Origin of the sequence: Fibrobacter sp. (assembly GCF_045601785.1) — a bacterium.
Classification (GTDB): domain Bacteria; phylum Fibrobacterota; class Fibrobacteria; order Fibrobacterales; family Fibrobacteraceae; genus Fibrobacter.
This window is the reverse complement of sequence record NZ_JAZSAF010000064.1, coordinates 102,907-119,453: the sequence shown is the minus strand read 5'-3', so window position 1 is coordinate 119,453 and position 16,547 is coordinate 102,907. Positions and strand designations below refer to the sequence as shown.

Sequence of the window (16,547 nt, the reverse complement as noted above, 5' to 3'; positions counted from 1 at the left end):
ATATGAAGGGAGTGTTTAAATTCCTTGCCGCTGCAGCCGTGTTCACGGGAATCGCCGTAAGCGATTCTACTTCGTTCAAGGTTCACGTGATTGGCGACTCTACGGTTTGTAACTACAAGGACAATGCTTACCCGCAAACAGGTTGGGGACAGATTCTGGGGAGTTTCTTTGACGGTTCCCGCGTCCAGGTGGTGAACTACGCTATCGGTGGTCGCAGCTCCAAGACGTTCGTGCAGGAAGGTCGCCTAGACGAAGTGAAGAAGAATCTCCAGAAGGGCGATGTCATGATGGTCCAGTTTGGACATAATGATCGCTATTTTGGAAGTAAACCCCGTGAGGTCCCGTTTGATTCGTTAGGCTACTGGTTGCAACAGTATGCTGATGTGGCTAAGGGTGCGGGCGCAACTCTAGTGTATGTGACCCCGATGAACATGAACATGGGGGCCAACGGCCGCAATATCTTTACTGAATACAACGTTGTCGGCAAGATGGAGGAACTTGCCAAGAAAAACGGCGCCGTTTATGTGAATCTGAACGCAAAGTCCTACAATGCCTACAGCAAAAGCTGGGACCCTGCGTATGTTTCCCGCTACCAGTTCAAAATGTTCCTAAAGGGAGAATACCCGAATTACAAGGATGGTGTCACCAACGATGGGACGACGCACTTCCAGGAATCGGGCTCCATTGCTCACTGCCAGTGGATCGCCGAGGAACTTGAAAGCGCCCTGAAAAACGAATCGTACATTTCTGCCGATAATAAGGCGAATTTGACACAGCTTGTGTCTGCCCTCAAGCCGCGTTATGCCTTTACGGTCAAGGCGAATGTTTCGAACAGCAAGGGGCTCATTACGCATAATCAGCAACTTCCCGGCGGTGCTCCTCTTACTTTGCATGTAAGCCCCGGAAGTTTTGGCAAGAAGTTCGTTGGCTGGTACGATGACGACTGCAATAAGCTTTCTGCCGATTCGAACTATTACGGCAAAAAGACCCTCTACCGCGCGGCAACCTATACGGCTGTCTTTGACGGTGGTCCCGCCTGTCAGCCGACTTCGCATGGTGAAGAAGGCTCCGGTGACAATCCGACGTCTTCTAGTTCCGTGGGACCGGAATCTTCGGCCTCTATTGACACGGCGCTCTGTTTTACGGGTGTTGCCGACGAAGCCTGGCCGTCTCCGATAGACATGGCTAGCCCCGAAGCGGGGGATGGTTGGACCGAGGCGAATCATGAAGGCTTTACGGGGCAGGGCTTCTTTAACTTTGACAACTCCGCCTACAGCACGGCTACTTACAATGTGACTTCGGACCAGTCTGCATCGAACGCCCGTGTAATGATTCGCTATTCGTTCCAAGGAAACACGGATCGCGATATGAAGCTGACTGTTGATAATGGTGAGTACGATGTGACATTCAAGTCTACCGGAAGCTGGGACAAGTGGGATACCGCTTACGTCGAGGACGTGTGGGTCGATGCGCTTGACTTTAAGGTGAAGCTTGCTTCGGCCTCGGCAGACGGCGGCCCGAATATCGACATGATTGCCTTCGACATCAAGGGCGTCTACCGCACGGGTTGTAAGCCCGCGAAGGTTGAAAATGATGTTGAGTCTTCGTCGAGTGGAGAATCTTCGATTGTTTGGAACAAGCCACTTGTTTCGGCTGTTTCTTTTGATGCTTTAAATAGGAGTGTGGCTACTCCGGGTGGCCTTATGGAAGTCCAGTTGATGGATGCGATGGGCAAAATTCTTAAGCGGGAACTCAGGAATGTGCCTTCGGGTTCGGTTCCGATGCTCTCTAGTGGCGTGAGGCTGCCTAAGGGCCGCTATTTTGTGCGGATTTCCTTGAATGGAAAGCTTGCTTTAATGCGACCTGTCTCATGGTAGGGTTTTGGCACATTAATAATCTTTTTTTATTCATTTTGTCATGCCGGAATTTCTTCGGCATTTTTTCTTTTCTCTTTTTTTGTATATTGGGTAGAAAATAGGAGTTATTTATGAACTTTACGAAATGGAGTGCTGTAGCCTCTGCGATTCTTGCCGCTGTGGCTTTTACCGCTTGCGATGATTCCTCGTCTGCAAGTTCCGATGACAACAAGACCTCTTACGATTGCTCCGTGACGGACGGCGTGAAGGTTGTTTATCCGGCTGGTGGCGAATCCTTTAAGATGGGTGATACGATTACGGTAGTTTATGGTTCCGATGTCCAGGGCTCCGGTTACCATTTCTACTTCAAGACTTCTGAAGATGCAGAACCCCGTGACATGCTGGATGGCTCGGCTGGTCCTGAAACTCCGGATGGCAAGACCTGTTATGAACAGAAGGTTGCCTTGACGGAAGATTTCTTGCCTGACGATGTGGAGTTCCCGATTGAAAAAGCTGTCATTCGTGTGGCTCCCTACGAAAAGACTTCCAAGGGTGCAAATTCGGGCTCCTTTAAAGTCTCTGAATAGTCTTGAACACTTCGTTGAAATTTGACGATTCTTCGATCACCGTAGCCGTTGTTGGTTGCGGTGGTTTTATTGGTAGTCATTTGTTGAAGGCGATCTTGGAACGCACCCGCTGGCGCGTTTTCGGTGTTGACTTGGATTCGTATCGTATTCAAGAACACCTGTCGAACCCGCGCTTCGATTTCCTGAGTGCAGATCTTGCTTGCCCCGATGTGGTGGAGCGCGTTGCGCGGTTCCCGATAGTGGTGAATTTGGCCGCGATTTGTACGCCTGGTCGCTATATGGCCGAAGCGGTCGAGGTGATTCGCAGCAATTACGACCATCCGCGTGCTTTAGCCGATGCTTGCGCTAAAAGTGGTAGCTGGCTGATTCATTTTTCGACTTCTGAAATTTACGGCAGGACAGCAATAGATTCAGCGTCTCTCGAAGAAGATTCTACGCCGATCGTATTTGGTCCCGTTTCGGCGAGCCGCTGGAGCTATGCGACAGCGAAACTTTTGACCGAACGCTACTTGGCGGGGCTAGCCGATTTGAACTGGACGGTGGTGCGCCCCTTCAATTTCGTGGGCCCGTATATGGACTTTATGCCCGGAATCGATGGTGAAGGAATTCCCCGAGTTCTTGCGAATTTTTCAACGGCGCTTGTTCGTGGAGAAACGCTTAAGCTTGTGAATGGAGGTGTCGCCAAACGCTGTTTTACCTCGGTGCACGATGCCATCGATTTTATTTTCTGCTTGTTTGCCCATGCAGATGCTGGTGTTGGCCAGGCATTTAATGTCGGTAATGCGGATAACGAAGTGTCCGTTGCTGAATTAGCTTGCCTGATGCGTTCCATTTGTGCGTCGATTAAGGATGTGCCTGAAGGCGATGTCCCCGGTGTCGAAGTTGTTTCTGGCGAAGATTATTACGGCAAGGGCTACGACGATTCCTTGCGCCGGCTACCATCGGTGGCAAAGGCCGAAAGCCTGTTGGGCTTCAAGGCGAAAATTTCGCTGAAAGATGCTCTCGAAGAATCGCTTAGGTGGTTCGTTGGTCACTATGCCCTCTGATTATTTTATTTTCATTCCTGCGTATAATGTTGCAAAAACGCTTGCAGAAGTGTTGCGTAAAATTCCTGAGAGTGTGTGGACGCGAGCAATTGTCCTTGTGATTGATGATGGTTCTGCCGATGACACTCGCGGAGCCTTTGAAAATTACGTGGAAGGCTTGGACAATGACTCCGCAGGCGATTTGAAGAAACGGTGCTTGCGTTACATGCGCTTTGAACAAAATCTCGGCTATGGATCTGTTGTAAAGAAGGGTATTTCTGAGGGACTTAAGTCCGGGACGTCCTATGTTGCCTGCTTGCATGGTGATGGACAGTATCCGGCTGAAAAATTGCAGGATTTTTTTGATTATTTGAAGTCTAACGAGGCTGTCTTGGTGCAGGGCTCTCGCCATTTGACTCGCGGTGGAGCAAAGGCCGGAAACATGCCCTTGTACAAACGCTTGGGTGGAATGTTTTTGACCGCGGTCGAAAACATTGCCTTCAAGCAGAGGCTCACGGATCGCCACAGCGGTTTTATCGTCTATTCTGCAGAATTCCTGAAAACCGTTGATTTGCAAAGGTTGAGCCCTTCTTTCGATATTGATTTGGAACTGATTTCTATAGCTGATGCTCGCGGCTTGAAACTTGCGGAACTTCCGATTTCGACGCGTTATGCCGGCGAAAAGTCTAATCTGAATGTAGTGACCTACGGTCTGCGCGTTTTGCGTCAGGTTTTCCGCCGTATTATCGCTTGATTTATTGATTGTTTTTAATATATATTTAAAGCATGGTTAAAGATTTGATTCATGCGTTGAATGGGGTGCTGCTCGGCAAGTCCGAGACGGTGGAACTTTTGGTGATGGCGCTGCTGGCCGATGGTCATGTGCTGGTGGAAGATGTTCCGGGTACGGGCAAGACGACGCTTTCGAAGGCGCTTGCGGCTGCCATTGGGGCTGATTTTGCGCGAATCCAGTTTACGCCGGATCTGCTGCCTGCCGATGTGACGGGTGGTGCGGTATTCAAGGCGAATACGGGCGACTTTGAAATCAAGAAGGGCCCTGTGTTTACGCAGGTGCTGCTGGCCGATGAAATCAACCGAGCCTCGCCGCGTACGCAGAGCGCCTTGCTCGAAGCGATGGAAGAGCGCCAGGTGTCGCTGGAAGGCGAACGGTATAAGCTGCCGGAACTTTTCATGGTGCTGGCTACTGAAAACCCGGTGGAGTTCCACGGGGTGTTCCCGCTGCCCGAAGCGCAGATGGACCGCTTTATGGTGCGTATTTCCGTGGGTTATCCGAGTGCAGAAACGGAACTTGAAATTTTGCGGGCGCATCGCACAAGTCGCCCGATTGATACTTTGAAGGCGGTGACGAGCCCCGAAGAAATTTTGAAGGCTCGTGCCACGGTGCGCGGCATTCATATTGATGAATCGCTGGAGCGCTATGTGATTTCACTGGTGCAGGCGACGCGTAACGACGGCGGCGTGCGTCTGGCAGCTAGTCCGCGTGCAGGTTTGAATTTGGTGCGCATGGCGCAGGCTTGTGCGTATGTGAATGGCCGCGATTTCGTGAATCCCGATGACATTCAGCGCGTGTTTTTCCCAGTGATGGAACACCGCGTGTTCGCCAAGGACAGCGGCGACCCCGACGCCAGCAAGAAGATTTTGCAGGGAATATTAAAGCAGGTGAACGTACCCAAATAAAAACAATGTGTAATGTGTGGTGTGTAATGACTAATCATTTCACATCCCACACCTTACATCTCAAAGGCGCATTGCACCGACCTCAAACCTCATACCTCGTACCTCACATCCCTACTTCCTACAATGTCCTTCTTCCACTGGTTTATTCGTTCTATTCCGCGGGCCCCGAAAAAATCGGGACTCCTGATGGCGGTATACTTCTGGTGGCTTGACTATTTTACTCCGGCAGGTCGCGCCTTTGCCTCGCTTTTTTTGCTGGCGATGTTTGCAGGCGCAGTGCCTGGATTCTGGGCGGCGTGGATTTTTGCAGGAATTGATTTTCTGCTGTTCTTGGGGCTAGTATTCAGCTTGTTCGTGACGGCGAAGCGGAGCAAGATTTGGGTTGAAAGCGTTTCGGTGAATCGCGTGCGCGAAGGCGAAACGGCTACGGTGACTGCTTTTGTGGCGGTGCACTCGACGATTGATTGTGTGACTTTGGGAGCGAACCGTTTGCCGCCCTCGCTGATAGGTTTTGAATCGGACCGCGCAAAGATTAAGAAGGGCGAGCCGCCGCGCAAGATGGAATGCCAAGTGTGCACGACGCGCCGCGGCTCCTTTATGCTGAATAAGGTCTCGGCGAATGTGCCCGAAATCATGGGACTCTTGCGCTGGCCTTATGGCTTTAACGGCTCGGTGGAATTGCTAGTTTACCCGCGCACGCTCAAGGTGCAGGAATTCCCGTTCCTGACGCAGGGAGCTTCGGGCATGGCGTTTGCGCCGTTTTTGATGCCGAGTCTTACCCGCGGCATGAATTTTATAGGCGTGCGGCCTTACCGCGAAGGAGATTCTCTGCGGGATTTGCACCACAAGGCTTTTGCCCGCTACGGAAAACCTTTCACCAAGGAATTCGAGGTGGAACGCGGCGCTGGTATTATTCTGCTCCTGGATACGGCGACACCGAATTTCAAGTCGCGGCAATACTTGGAGCAGGCGATTCGCATGACGGCTGCGGTGGGCGAGTGGCTTTTGGATCGCGAAATTCTCGGACGGTTCTTTATTGATAGCGAAGAAATCGCACTGGATGGCGGTAGCGAAAGCCGCAAGAATTTGCTGGATGCCTTGGCGAGAATTCCGCCTGCATCGCTTGCGCATGCAAAACTGCCGGTACCTTGGGCACCTGCAGCGCGCCCGATGGACCCGGTACTTCGCATCGGACTTTACGAAAACGAAGAACCGCTTGTAAACAAGCATATCGTGGTCGGAACGCTGCCTGCTTCGACTGACGACAAACTGCTGGTGGTATCGCCTGAAGAATTGGATGGCCTTGAACGCGGGGTGGTAACGCTATGATGGCAAGCGAGAAAGTAGACATCCGCTACGCCTTCAAGGTGTTATTCCTTTGCCTTGCCTCGGTGAATCTGGGGCATACGTTTGATTTCTTGTGGCTCGGCGTTTTATTTGCCATCTACTTTGTTGTTGTCGGTGTGCTGAATGCGACGCGGCGGTGCGAGTTTGCGAAACGCCCGCGCTATAACAAGATTTTGGCGTACGGCGCGATTGTGCCGCTCGCACTTTTCTGGGTGATGACACCGTCCGTTGAAAACGGCGTGTCGCCTTATTTGATTTTCTTGCCGGGAATTTACTTGCTGTATTTGGCGGCGTTGCAGGAACGGAGCCGCGGAAACGGCGGCTTTGAGGTCTTTGTCGCCTTCGATGGTGTAGGTGCTTTGCTCTTTGGAATGTACATGGTGCCGCACGGCTGGGGCTTTGTGGGCCTTGTAGGATTCTTGCTAGCGCTCTGTGCTTATAGCCGCCGCGGTACAGCGCCTTACAAGTACGGGCTCTTTTTGCTCGTGATAGCGGCCCTCGGCGCCATCTCTTACGGTGGTTGGCAATACTGGAAAACGCAGCGCTATCGCTATGGCGCGCAGATGGCCGAAAACTATTACCAACGCGAACGAATGATGGGCTTTGATCCGGTCGCGGCTCTGGGTAGCTTTGGGAGCAATTATAGTTCTCGCTACAATAGCCAAGTGGTGTTGCGCGTGTGGGATAAGCAACCGTCGCGTTACTTTAAGGCGGCAAGCTACGAAAAGTACGTGGCGGGCATTTGGAAGTTGCCGACAAAATTTGTGAAACGCCTTTATCCGGCTTATTACCAGGTGGACTATGCGGTATTTGAAACCGCGGATTCGCTGACGAAGGCCGATTCATTGCGCGAGGTAGAACAAATCTGGGTGCAATCGACACTCAATAACTTTGGCTTTGTGTTTGCGCCGTACGGTGCCGTGGGTTTTGCGGCGAAAGATGTGGATTCGCTGACCTATTACGCGGGCGGCATGGTGCAGGGCTTGGACGGAAACGGAAAACGTTCTGACTGGCATTATTTCAAGTGCAAGCCGGTTTCGGCGGAAACATCGTCGGAGGCTTGCTCGTTGCCGGATTCTCTGATGGCTCCGAGTGAAGGCGATTTGCTGGTAGGCGAGCGGTACTTGCCGCTGATTGATACCGTGATTGCTGCAATGGGATTGCGCGACACCGTTCTGACGGATTCTATCTCCGCGAATTCTGCTGCTACGGATTCGACGGCGCTTGCAAAATCGGTGCCGGACTCTCTGGTGTTGCAGAAAATGCTGGCTTATTACCTCGCAAATTTCACCTATTCGCTTTCGGTACCGGGAATTACGCGCTGGAATGGAGCGAAGAATGAACCGTTGGCTGTTTTCTGGCGTGAAAAGCAGGGCTTCTGCGAATACTATGCGACGCTTTCGACGCTGGTGCTTCGACGCCTGGGAATTCCCTCGCGGTATGTGACGGGCTTTGCAAATCCTGAAGTGGTCGAGGGGCTGCCTTATAGTATTTTCCGGCGCAAGCATTCGCATGCATGGGTCGAAGCGTATGTAGATAATCGTTGGGTAATCTTCGACCCGACGCCTCCCATTTTGCCGCAGTTTGCGGAATCGCCCAGCTGGTGGAGCGTCAAATGGGAGGGCGTGCGCGGGCGTCTTGCCCGCGTGATGCATGCCCTTAAAGAAGGCGAGTGGCGTCGCGTCGTTGATAGCTGGCAGAATCAATCGACCGCTCTCTTGGAAAGTCCGATTCTGTATGCGGTTTTGGTGATTCTTGTTGTGGGCTTTGCTGGCCGCAAGATTTACATTGCGTATAAATTAAATTCAAAGAATCACGCCTTTGTTTCGGCACGGTCTCTGGAATGGGTAAAAAAACTTGACCGCGCTGAGCGGGATTTGACCCGCGTGAGACTCCGCCGTGAGCCCGGTGAAACTGTCGGCAAATTTGCAGAACGCTGCCGGATTGCGCTTTCACGCCTCGCCGAGAACCAAACCCCTCTCAAAAAAATCCAGAAGGCGCGTCAGGCCTTGCACACCCTCGATGAGTACGAGGAACAGCGCTGGAAACATTAATTACTGTCTACTGTCTACTTCCTACTTCCTACTGTTTTTCTATCTTTCCTTTCAAAAAATAGGAGTTATTATGTCTGTTCAAGTGATGGTTAATGGTATTCCGGGCAACATGGGCCGTATTGTGGCCGAAACCTGCGTGGCCCGCGGTCTCGAACTCGTTCCGTATTCTCTGACGGGTGAAATTATTGTGGAAAACGAAGCCGAAGTCGCCGGCAAGACCATCCAACTTTTGAAGCCGAGCAATCGCGAAGCTCGCATTGCAGAAGTTCTCGAAAAATACCCGAACGTCATTTGCATCGATTACACGCACCCGACGGCCGTGAACGACAACGCCGCTTTCTACGTAAAGCACAAGATCCCGTTCGTGATGGGCACCACCGGTGGCGACCGCGAAGCGCTCGCCAAGCTCGTTGCCGATGCCAATCACCCGAGCGTAATTGCCCCGAATATGGCAAAGCAGATTGTCGCTTTCCAGACGATGATCGAATTCTTGGCCAAGGAATTCCCGACGGCATTCAGCGGCTACAAACTCTCTGTGGTGGAAAGCCACCAGAAAACCAAGGCCGATACGAGCGGTACCGCGAAGGCCGTGGTGGGCGACTTCCAGAAGATGGGTTTCGACTTCACCGTCGATGACATCGAAAAGGTCCGTGACGAAAAGGAACAGATGGAACGCATGCACGTACCCGAAGAATACCTCGGCGGCCATGCCTTCCACACCTACAGCCTTGACAGCGCCGATGGTACGGTTCACTTTGAATTCCAGCACAATGTCTGCGGCCGCAAGATTTACGCCGAAGGCACCGTGGACGCCGTGAACTTCCTCGCATGCCACATCGCAAACGGAACAGCCAAACCCTTTAACATGATGGACGTGCTCCGCTCCGGCAAGATGAGATAAGTAAACAGTGATTAGTGGTTAGTAAACAGGAATATTTAAGTGGTTTGTAAACGGTGGTTAAGTAAACAGAAACGTTCTTAATGCTATCCTAACTACCAATCACTAACTACTAACCACTAACCACCAACCACTAACCACTTCTATGCGTTCCTATATCCTCCGCCGCTTACTTTTGATGATTCCGACTCTCATCGGGATTTCACTGGTATGCTTTATCCTTATCCAGCTGTTGCCGGGTGGACCTGTGGAGGAAATGATTTCGCGTGCGCAGCAGGCCGCTGCCATGAAGGGCGGGGTAGATGCCTCCAAGGCACTCTCGCCCGACCAGATTGCACAAATCCAGGCGTACTTCGGTTTTGACCAACCCGCCTGGAAGCGTTACCTGATGTGGCTCTGGAACGTTCTGCACCTGGATCTGGGCTCCAGTTACACCTACGGGCTCCCTGTGTGGGACGTAATCACGAGCCGATTCCCGATTTCGCTGTTCTTTGGAATCACTTCGTTTTTTTTGAGTTACCTTGTCTGTATTCCGCTGGGCCTCTGGAAGGCGGTTCATCACGGGAGCAAACTCGATTCGCTTTCTTCGGGCGTGATTTTCTCTGGCTACGTGATGCCGGGTTACGCACTCGGAATCCTCCTGATTATATTCCTCGCGGGAGGTTCGTACCTCGACATTTTCCCGCTAGGCGGCCTCACGAGCGACGACTTCGAGGACTTCACTTTCTTCGAAAAAGTGGTGGATCTCGGGTACCATTTGATTTTGCCGATATTCTGCTACATGATTAGCGAGTTCGCTTTCCTTACGTTCTTGATGAAGAACTCTGCGCTCGAAGAACTCGGTAAGGACTACATGCGCACGGCGCTTGCCAAGGGCATGAGCTTTAACCAGGCGCTCGTTCGCCACGCGCTCCGTAACGCCTTGATTCCCATTGCCACGCGCCTTTCCGAAATCTGCACCTTGATGTTTGCGGGCGTGCTCCTCATCGAAAAGGTCTTCGATATCGACGGCATGGGGCTGCTTTATTACAACTCCATGGTGAATCGCGACTACAACGTGGTCATGGGAGTTATCTTCCTCAGCAGCTTGATGGCTATGGTGGGGCGCTTGTTCAGCGATATCCTCTACACCCTCGTAGACCCGCGCATCAAATTCTCGTAGTTAGTCCTGTTTGTGGACCACCAACCACTGTCTACTTCCTACTTCCTACCGTCTACTTCCTACTAAATAACTATATTACAAACCATGAGTAACGAAATTGTTTCGCCTGTTATTGAAAAGTTTTTGAAGTCCCGCGGCTATGCCGACTACGAAGTCACCTCTATCGCCGGTGCCGGTTCGGGCCGCAAGTATTACCGAATTGCCTCCGGTAAGCAGAGTGCCGTGTTGCAGGTTTCTGCCTCGGTCGATGAAGACTTTAAGCGTTTTGTGGATTATGCCGAAGCGTTCAATTCTTTTGGACTTCCGGTGCCTAAGATTTATTGCGTAGACGAAGCCTCTTGCTCTGTGCTTCAAGAAGACCTGGGTGCCCACAACTTGCTCGACAACATTGTTTCGCCGGGTTCCGAAAAGAAGACGGGCAACGTTCGTATTCTTTACCCCGAAGTCATCGATTCCTTGATCAAGTGGCAGAATATTTCCCGCTCGCTTTTCAGTTCTCGCTCTGACCTCTGGCTGCGTCGCTTTGATTTTGCCGCCCTCAAGTGGGAAACCGACTACTTCACCGAAAACTACTTGAAGAATTTCAAGGGCATTGCTGAAATCCCCGAATACGTGCGTCAGTTCTATTCCCTGATTGCGGTTTCTGTGGAAGCCCAGCACAAGGTGCTGATGCACCGTGATTTCCAGAGCCAGAATATCATGGTTAAGCCGAATTCCGAAATCACGTTTGTCGATTTCCAGGGTGCACGTCGTGGCTCCATGTTCTATGACCTTGCATCGTTGTTGTGGGATCCCTACGTCGAACTTTCCCTGACTGAAATCAAGGACTTCTTCGAATACTGGCGCGTTTCGTATCGCGAAACCAGGACCTACACCAAGGACGATGCCTGGGAAGCCTTTATTCATGCGAGTTTGCAACGCGTGATGCAGGCCATGGGCGCTTACTGCTTCTTGAGCAAGGTGAAGGGAATCCAGAAGTTCGAACAGTATATTGAACCGGGCAAGCGTCAATTGCGAATAATCTTCAGTGAGTTCAAGAAAATCGCAAAGGCGACTTCGCCGAAGGTGTTCGACTTCATGGACAATGCACTGGTATAAATGCAGCCTATTTACGTAAAACATTATGCAGAACCCGAATCCTTCGCTAGGGCTTTGGGTTTTGCTTACGACGCTCTGGTGCATGGCCCGGTCAAGTTCGATGCCATGGCAACATGGAAGTCTTTGTCGGAACGCGTGTCTCAGGGAATCTACATGGGCGAGGGCCTCTTGTTGCCGCATACGCGTGTGCCTGGCCTCCCGCAGCCGCTGTTTGCTTTTGCTGTTTGCCCCAAGGGTTTTACCGACATCGCTGTAAAGCAAGGGCAAGTGCCGCAATACATTTGCTTGCTGCTTTCTCCGGCAGAGTCTGCCAATTGCCATACACAGTTTATCGCAGGTATTGCGCGTAAGCTACTGAACCCGGAGTGGCGTGCCCAGGCGTTAGAAGCCAAAACTCCCGAACAGCTGAATGCACTGTTCGAGGAATAAAAAACTTTCTCTTAGTTAGTATTGGAAACTTCCGCCCACCATGGCGCGGAATCCTTCGTAATCACCAAAGTAACGGTCATAGCCCGCGCGGAATGTCATCCATTCCCACGGCTTGATTTCGATTTTACCGCCGACTTCCACGTAGTGCAAGGTGGTATTTTCGTTCAAGAATTTCTTGTCGGTGGCGCTTTCAGGCGTGTGCATGTCGGTAATATTTCCGCCGAAGGCTGTGTCTTTTGCGACGGCACTTGCATGTAGCGTTCCTTTGAACAAGGCGTCTTTCAAGAGTCCGCTTTCGACCTTGTAGAGCCCGCTGACTTCGCTATAGATTTCGCGGCTGTTCGGGCCGAGATCGGAGCCGAGGCTCTGGGAATAGCTGCGGTAAGTGTAACCGCCGCCCTTGTGGTGCGTGTATACCCAAGGTTCTACGCGGGTGTATTCCAGATACCAGTTCCAAAGCGTGCTGCCGAGTTTAAGGCTATCGCGGGCGATGCCGACCGAGGTGGCCCACTTGTTGCCCCACCAGCCGTCATCGAACATGCTCGTAGGCGATTTCATGTCGTCCCACAAGAGTTCTCCGTAGAATTCCCAATGCGGAATCGTCTTTACGCTCAAATCGAACGCGAGTGAAATGTTGTCCTGGTCGCCCTGCAGGTGTTCTTGGAAAACGTAAGGAATGAACGGAATCACGTAAGCCCATTCGAATTCGCGGCCGGTGCTGTCGGCGTCTTCGTTCGGGTTCGGGAATTCCTCGGTGGTGCTTCCGTAGAGCGCCGTTTCAGAAAGGCCGAATGTAATGTTCGTGGGCAAGTTCAAATCCAAGCGGTGTACGTGCATGTACTTGCCGAAGTTCTTTTTCTCGAAAAGCTTCATGGCGTACTGCGAGTAAACAATCGGGCCCAATTCAAACTGGTAGCCGAAATAAGGCGTGGGGGCGGGTTCAAAAATGCGGCTCGTAGAATCTTGCCACGGGCGGTAATTGCTCTGCTCGCCGCGCAAAATTACATGGTTTCTGCGGGCGGGGCCCATGCTCAGGTAGTCAAATCCGGCAAGGAGTTTGACCGCATCCAGATTGTAGCTGGCGTTTGCCGAAAAGATGTCCCAGGTGCGTTTGTTGTCGCTCTGTTTGTTGTACGGGATTCCTTCGCTCGGATTGTAGAAGTGATCGACGATGTCCTTGTTGGTGTGGTCCGTGCTTACCTTGACACGAGCGTTGAACAGGAACCGTTCGGTAAAGTGTCCGCTCAAGAATAGGCGCACTGAGGCAGAATTGTCGTAGTGCGTGGGTGCAGTCGTCAGGTTCACGACGGCGAGCGAATCGACTAGTTGAGCGCCGACGACCACTTCGTGGCGCCTCGCGGAATCGGCGAATGCGATGTGCGTCGGAAAATCCTGTGCAAATGAAAGCGAGCCAAGGCCTAGCAGAACTGCTATGGAAAATTTAGCGTGGAATTTCATAGTAGCCCCCATGGCGTTCGACGAACTTTTTGAAAAGGTGCGTGGACAAGGTGATGGCGAAAATGGTGACGACTCTTGCAAACTGGAGCCTTTTAAGGCGCAGTCCGAGACTGATGAATAGCCCAGCGAGGATGCTTGCGGCGGGGTAGCCGTTTTTTAGACCGTAGTGGATGCGGTTGCGGATCATCAGACAGTCGATAAAGAAGGGGACTGCCCCCTTCGCAATTTCACTCCCGGTGGAAGAGCCGATGTCGTGCCAGATGATGCTGTCGGTTGCCCATGCAAGGCTGAATCCGTTTCGCTTTGCCTTTTGGCAATAGTCGCTTTCTTCGAAGTATAGGAAGTAGTCTTCGCTCAGGAGCCCCGTCTTTTTTAGGCATTCCGGCGAAATCAGGAACGAAGAGCCTTCGACATAGTCGAAGCCCGTCTCTTCGGGGGAACTTGGACGCCTGACCGTTGCTAGTTTTGGGTGAATAAAGCAGACCCCGCCCGAAAAATCCCCGTTTGCTTTTTTGATCAGCGAGCCCGTAATCCCTGCCTTGGTCGTTTCGGCTTTTTCAAGCAACTTCTGAAGTGCTTCCGGTTCGGGGAGCGTGTCGTTGTTCAATAGCCAAATGTAGCTGTCCGCATAGTCGTCTTGGATGGCGCGGATTCCTTGGTTGCAGGCCGCGGCAAAGCCGTGATTCTTTTCGTTCCAAATCCAGCGCACCTTGAATTTGAAGGTGTGACTCCAGAAAAGCTGCTTGGATTTTTCGGTAGATGCGTTGTCGACAATGCAGACGCATTCTGGCTGCACGGTACTCTTTTCAAGGGCGCGTAGGCAATCTACGGTCTTCTGTTCGTTCTTGAAGTTGACGAGTATGATGCAGACGGATGAACTCATTTGGAAATACCTTGCCTGAACGCTTCCAGGAAAGCCCTGCCCATCTTCTGTTCAGGTTCCAGGTGGGCACTTTCGGCCCATTCGTTCCAGGCGTTTACAAAGAGGAACTGGTTGTCGTCGCTTTTCTTACGGACGATGCTTGCTGCTTTATGCACCCAGTTCTCGAAATCCTTGGGGTTGTCGTTTTGGATGATCGTCGCCGCCTTTCTTCTTGGCGAATTGTCCCAGTTGGGGAAAACGGTCGGGTGGTGGTGTTCGCTGAAGGTCTCGTAGAGCTTCAGGACATTCTTCGCGACATCGGTGTAGCGGAGCCTGAGAACGGAGTAGACTTCGGGAAGCCCCACCTTCTTTGCAATGGCGTTCCACTGGCGCTGCAGCAGGCGGATGCCCTTGCCGAGGACGGAACGTGGCGGATACTCGGTGTTGTTAGGCTGAAAGTCGACAATGTCGCCGATGCCGTAGGAGGCGAGCGTTTCGTCGGGAACGTCGCAGGTGAAGTTTCGCACCGCAAAGACGCGCACGCCTTCGAAGCCCGCCATCTTTGCCGTTTCGTTCAGAATTTCGACAAATTTTGCGGGGTGCTCCATCTTTCCGACGCGGTAGATGATGAATATCGGCTTGCCCTCGGACTTCAGGTAACGAGAGTCCTTGAAAATTTCGCAAAGGTAGTCAGCGTGGTTCTTGAAATCTTCGTCGCTGTAGACCTGCTCCATCAAGACTTCGCGATCCTTGCCGTCCCAGGCCCTGGACCAAGATTCGTTTGCCCAGCAGAGGCAGAACGGCATGTCGCAGCCTTTGTCGGCCAAAAGCTTTTTAAGCGGAGTTTCGAGCAACTGCTTTCCGTTGAACCAGTAGTGGTAATAGCAGAAGGCGTCGATGCCGTATTTTTTTGCAAGAGAGGCCTGTTCGTGCCGCGTTTCGTCGCAGCGCAGGTCGTAGAAGCCGAGCTCGGCCGGCATTTGCGGCTGGCGGTGTCCCCTGAATAGCGGCTTTGCGCGGCTAACGTTGTGCCATTCGGTAAAACCGTCGCCCCACCAGCGGTTATTTTCCGGAATCGGATGAAATTGCGGTAAGTAGAAAGCGATTGTCTTCATTTATCGTGCCCGAATAGGAGGTGGACGGCGGGGGAGCCTAAAAGCGAAAATAGAACCTTTTTGAGTCGTCCGCGCTGCTCGGGAAATAAAAAGTGGCCAAATCGAAGCAGGAAGGGGAATTCTTCGGCGAGGAGCGCCCGATTCGCCCTCTTGTGCCAGTAGCGGTTCAGCTTCCGGAGAAACTTTGCTTCGGCGGGGCTCAAGTTCAAAAGGCTCGACTGTGCAATAAGCATGTCGGTCCAGTCGATCTGCCGTCTGCATGTTTCGTCAAAACTGTAGCGGTTTCCAAGCCCGACGGAGTTGTTGCCGTGCAGCCGGTACTGAATGACGGGGGTATCGATGACCTTGATTGTTCCGTGCTTTGCGGCGAGAAGGCCTATCCAGGCGTCATGTACGCCTACGGCGGCAGGAATCGGCAGAACGTATTTCAAAAGGGACGCCCTGAAAAGGGTCATGCAGCCTGTGATGTTGTTGGTGCCTGCGATGCGCGCTTCTACGGGGAGTTCCGCCCGAATGTGGGCTACTCTTCTCCAGGAATCGTAAAGTGGCTTTCCTTCGGCATCGATGACGGTCGCATCACCTAAAACCAGCGTCGGTAAAATTCCGTTGCATGGGGTCTCGATGGCCTCTTCCAGCTGCTGTAACTTTTGCGGACACCAGATGTCGTCGTGGTCCGCCAGGGCAATCAGGTCGTCATCGGCGAGCTGCGGCTGGGAAAGTTCCAACGACTTCGAAAAGGCAGCGCGGTGGCCCCGGTTTTCGGGCATGCATACAATTTGCAGGGGGAGCTTGTTCTTGTAGCTTTCCAAAATGCTAACCGTGCTGTCCTTGGAACCATCGTCTACGGCCACGATGAAATCCGCCGGGCGCGTCTGCGCCAAAAGCGAATCGAGCATCTGCGGAAGATACTTTTCGCCGTTGTAGGTTGCAAGGACTATGCCGATTTTAGCCATGTATT

At 52.2% G+C, this 16,547-nt stretch carries 15 protein-coding genes; 11 read left to right on the top strand and 4 right to left on the bottom strand.

Annotated features, from left to right (window positions below):
* Positions 1-2 precede the first annotated feature (2 nt).
* The 11 genes from ACKI61_RS10580 to ACKI61_RS10530 all read left to right on the top strand — a co-directional run bounded on the left by ACKI61_RS10580 (position 3) and on the right by ACKI61_RS10530 (position 12,154).
* Complete coding sequence (locus ACKI61_RS10580) at positions 3-1,877, top strand: GDSL-type esterase/lipase family protein (RefSeq protein ID WP_407457684.1); 1,875 nt, start codon at positions 3-5, stop codon at positions 1,875-1,877.
* A gap of 110 nt (positions 1,878-1,987) precedes the next feature.
* Positions 1,988-2,443 (top strand): hypothetical protein, encoded by a 456-nt coding sequence (locus ACKI61_RS10575; protein WP_407457683.1) that lies wholly within the window; start codon positions 1,988-1,990, stop codon positions 2,441-2,443.
* Between the two features lie 2 nt (positions 2,444-2,445).
* Entirely contained in the window at positions 2,446-3,489 is a 1,044-nt protein-coding gene (locus ACKI61_RS10570) for an NAD-dependent epimerase/dehydratase family protein (protein WP_407457682.1), read from the top strand.
* Positions 3,479-4,222 carry a glycosyltransferase family 2 protein gene (locus ACKI61_RS10565; RefSeq protein ID WP_407457681.1) on the top strand — a complete coding sequence of 248 codons (744 nt, stop codon included), beginning with the start codon at positions 3,479-3,481 and terminating at the stop codon, positions 4,220-4,222. Before ACKI61_RS10570 ends, ACKI61_RS10565 begins: the two co-directional genes overlap by 11 nt.
* Positions 4,223-4,254: 32 nt before the next feature.
* Positions 4,255-5,166 (top strand): AAA family ATPase, encoded by a 912-nt coding sequence (locus ACKI61_RS10560; RefSeq protein WP_407457680.1) that lies wholly within the window; start codon positions 4,255-4,257, stop codon positions 5,164-5,166.
* A 123-nt stretch (positions 5,167-5,289) separates the two neighbouring features.
* Positions 5,290-6,495 carry a DUF58 domain-containing protein gene (locus ACKI61_RS10555; RefSeq protein ID WP_407457679.1) on the top strand — a complete coding sequence of 402 codons (1,206 nt, stop codon included), beginning with the start codon at positions 5,290-5,292 and terminating at the stop codon, positions 6,493-6,495.
* Positions 6,495-8,567: a transglutaminase domain-containing protein gene (locus ACKI61_RS10550; protein WP_407457678.1), complete on the top strand. Its 2,073-nt coding sequence runs from the start codon at positions 6,495-6,497 to the stop codon at positions 8,565-8,567. Before ACKI61_RS10555 ends, ACKI61_RS10550 begins: the two co-directional genes overlap by 1 nt.
* A gap of 70 nt (positions 8,568-8,637) precedes the next feature.
* Positions 8,638-9,468, top strand: a complete 831-nt coding sequence (gene dapB, locus ACKI61_RS10545) for a dihydrodipicolinate reductase (protein ID WP_407457677.1) — start codon at positions 8,638-8,640, stop codon at positions 9,466-9,468.
* A 142-nt stretch (positions 9,469-9,610) separates the two neighbouring features.
* Positions 9,611-10,627 carry an ABC transporter permease subunit gene (locus ACKI61_RS10540; protein ID WP_407457676.1) on the top strand — a complete coding sequence of 339 codons (1,017 nt, stop codon included), beginning with the start codon at positions 9,611-9,613 and terminating at the stop codon, positions 10,625-10,627.
* Positions 10,628-10,711: 84 nt separating this feature from the next.
* Positions 10,712-11,725, top strand: a complete 1,014-nt coding sequence (locus tag ACKI61_RS10535; protein WP_407457675.1) for an aminoglycoside phosphotransferase family protein — start codon at positions 10,712-10,714, stop codon at positions 11,723-11,725.
* Positions 11,726-12,154, top strand: a complete 429-nt coding sequence (locus ACKI61_RS10530) for a PTS sugar transporter subunit IIA (protein ID WP_407457674.1) — start codon at positions 11,726-11,728, stop codon at positions 12,152-12,154.
* A gap of 15 nt (positions 12,155-12,169) precedes the next feature.
* Here ACKI61_RS10530 and ACKI61_RS10525 read toward each other — a convergent pair whose 3' ends face one another.
* Genes ACKI61_RS10525 through ACKI61_RS10510 form a run of 4 tightly spaced genes read right to left on the bottom strand, consistent with a single transcriptional unit; the run spans position 12,170 to position 16,542 of the window.
* A complete protein-coding gene (locus ACKI61_RS10525; protein WP_407457673.1) occupies positions 12,170-13,612 on the bottom strand; it encodes a hypothetical protein in 1,443 nt (480 codons plus the stop codon).
* Positions 13,596-14,495, bottom strand: coding sequence for a glycosyltransferase family 2 protein (locus tag ACKI61_RS10520; RefSeq protein ID WP_407457672.1), 900 nt, complete (start codon positions 14,493-14,495; stop codon positions 13,596-13,598). The genes ACKI61_RS10525 and ACKI61_RS10520 overlap by 17 nt, the downstream gene beginning before the upstream one ends.
* Positions 14,492-15,589, bottom strand: a complete 1,098-nt coding sequence (locus ACKI61_RS10515; RefSeq protein ID WP_407457671.1) for a glycoside hydrolase family 99-like domain-containing protein — start codon at positions 15,587-15,589, stop codon at positions 14,492-14,494. The genes ACKI61_RS10520 and ACKI61_RS10515 overlap by 4 nt, the downstream gene beginning before the upstream one ends.
* Positions 15,586-16,542 (bottom strand): glycosyltransferase, encoded by a 957-nt coding sequence (locus ACKI61_RS10510; protein ID WP_407457670.1) that lies wholly within the window; start codon positions 16,540-16,542, stop codon positions 15,586-15,588. Before ACKI61_RS10510 ends, ACKI61_RS10515 begins: the two co-directional genes overlap by 4 nt.
* Between the last annotated feature and the right edge of the window lie 5 nt (positions 16,543-16,547).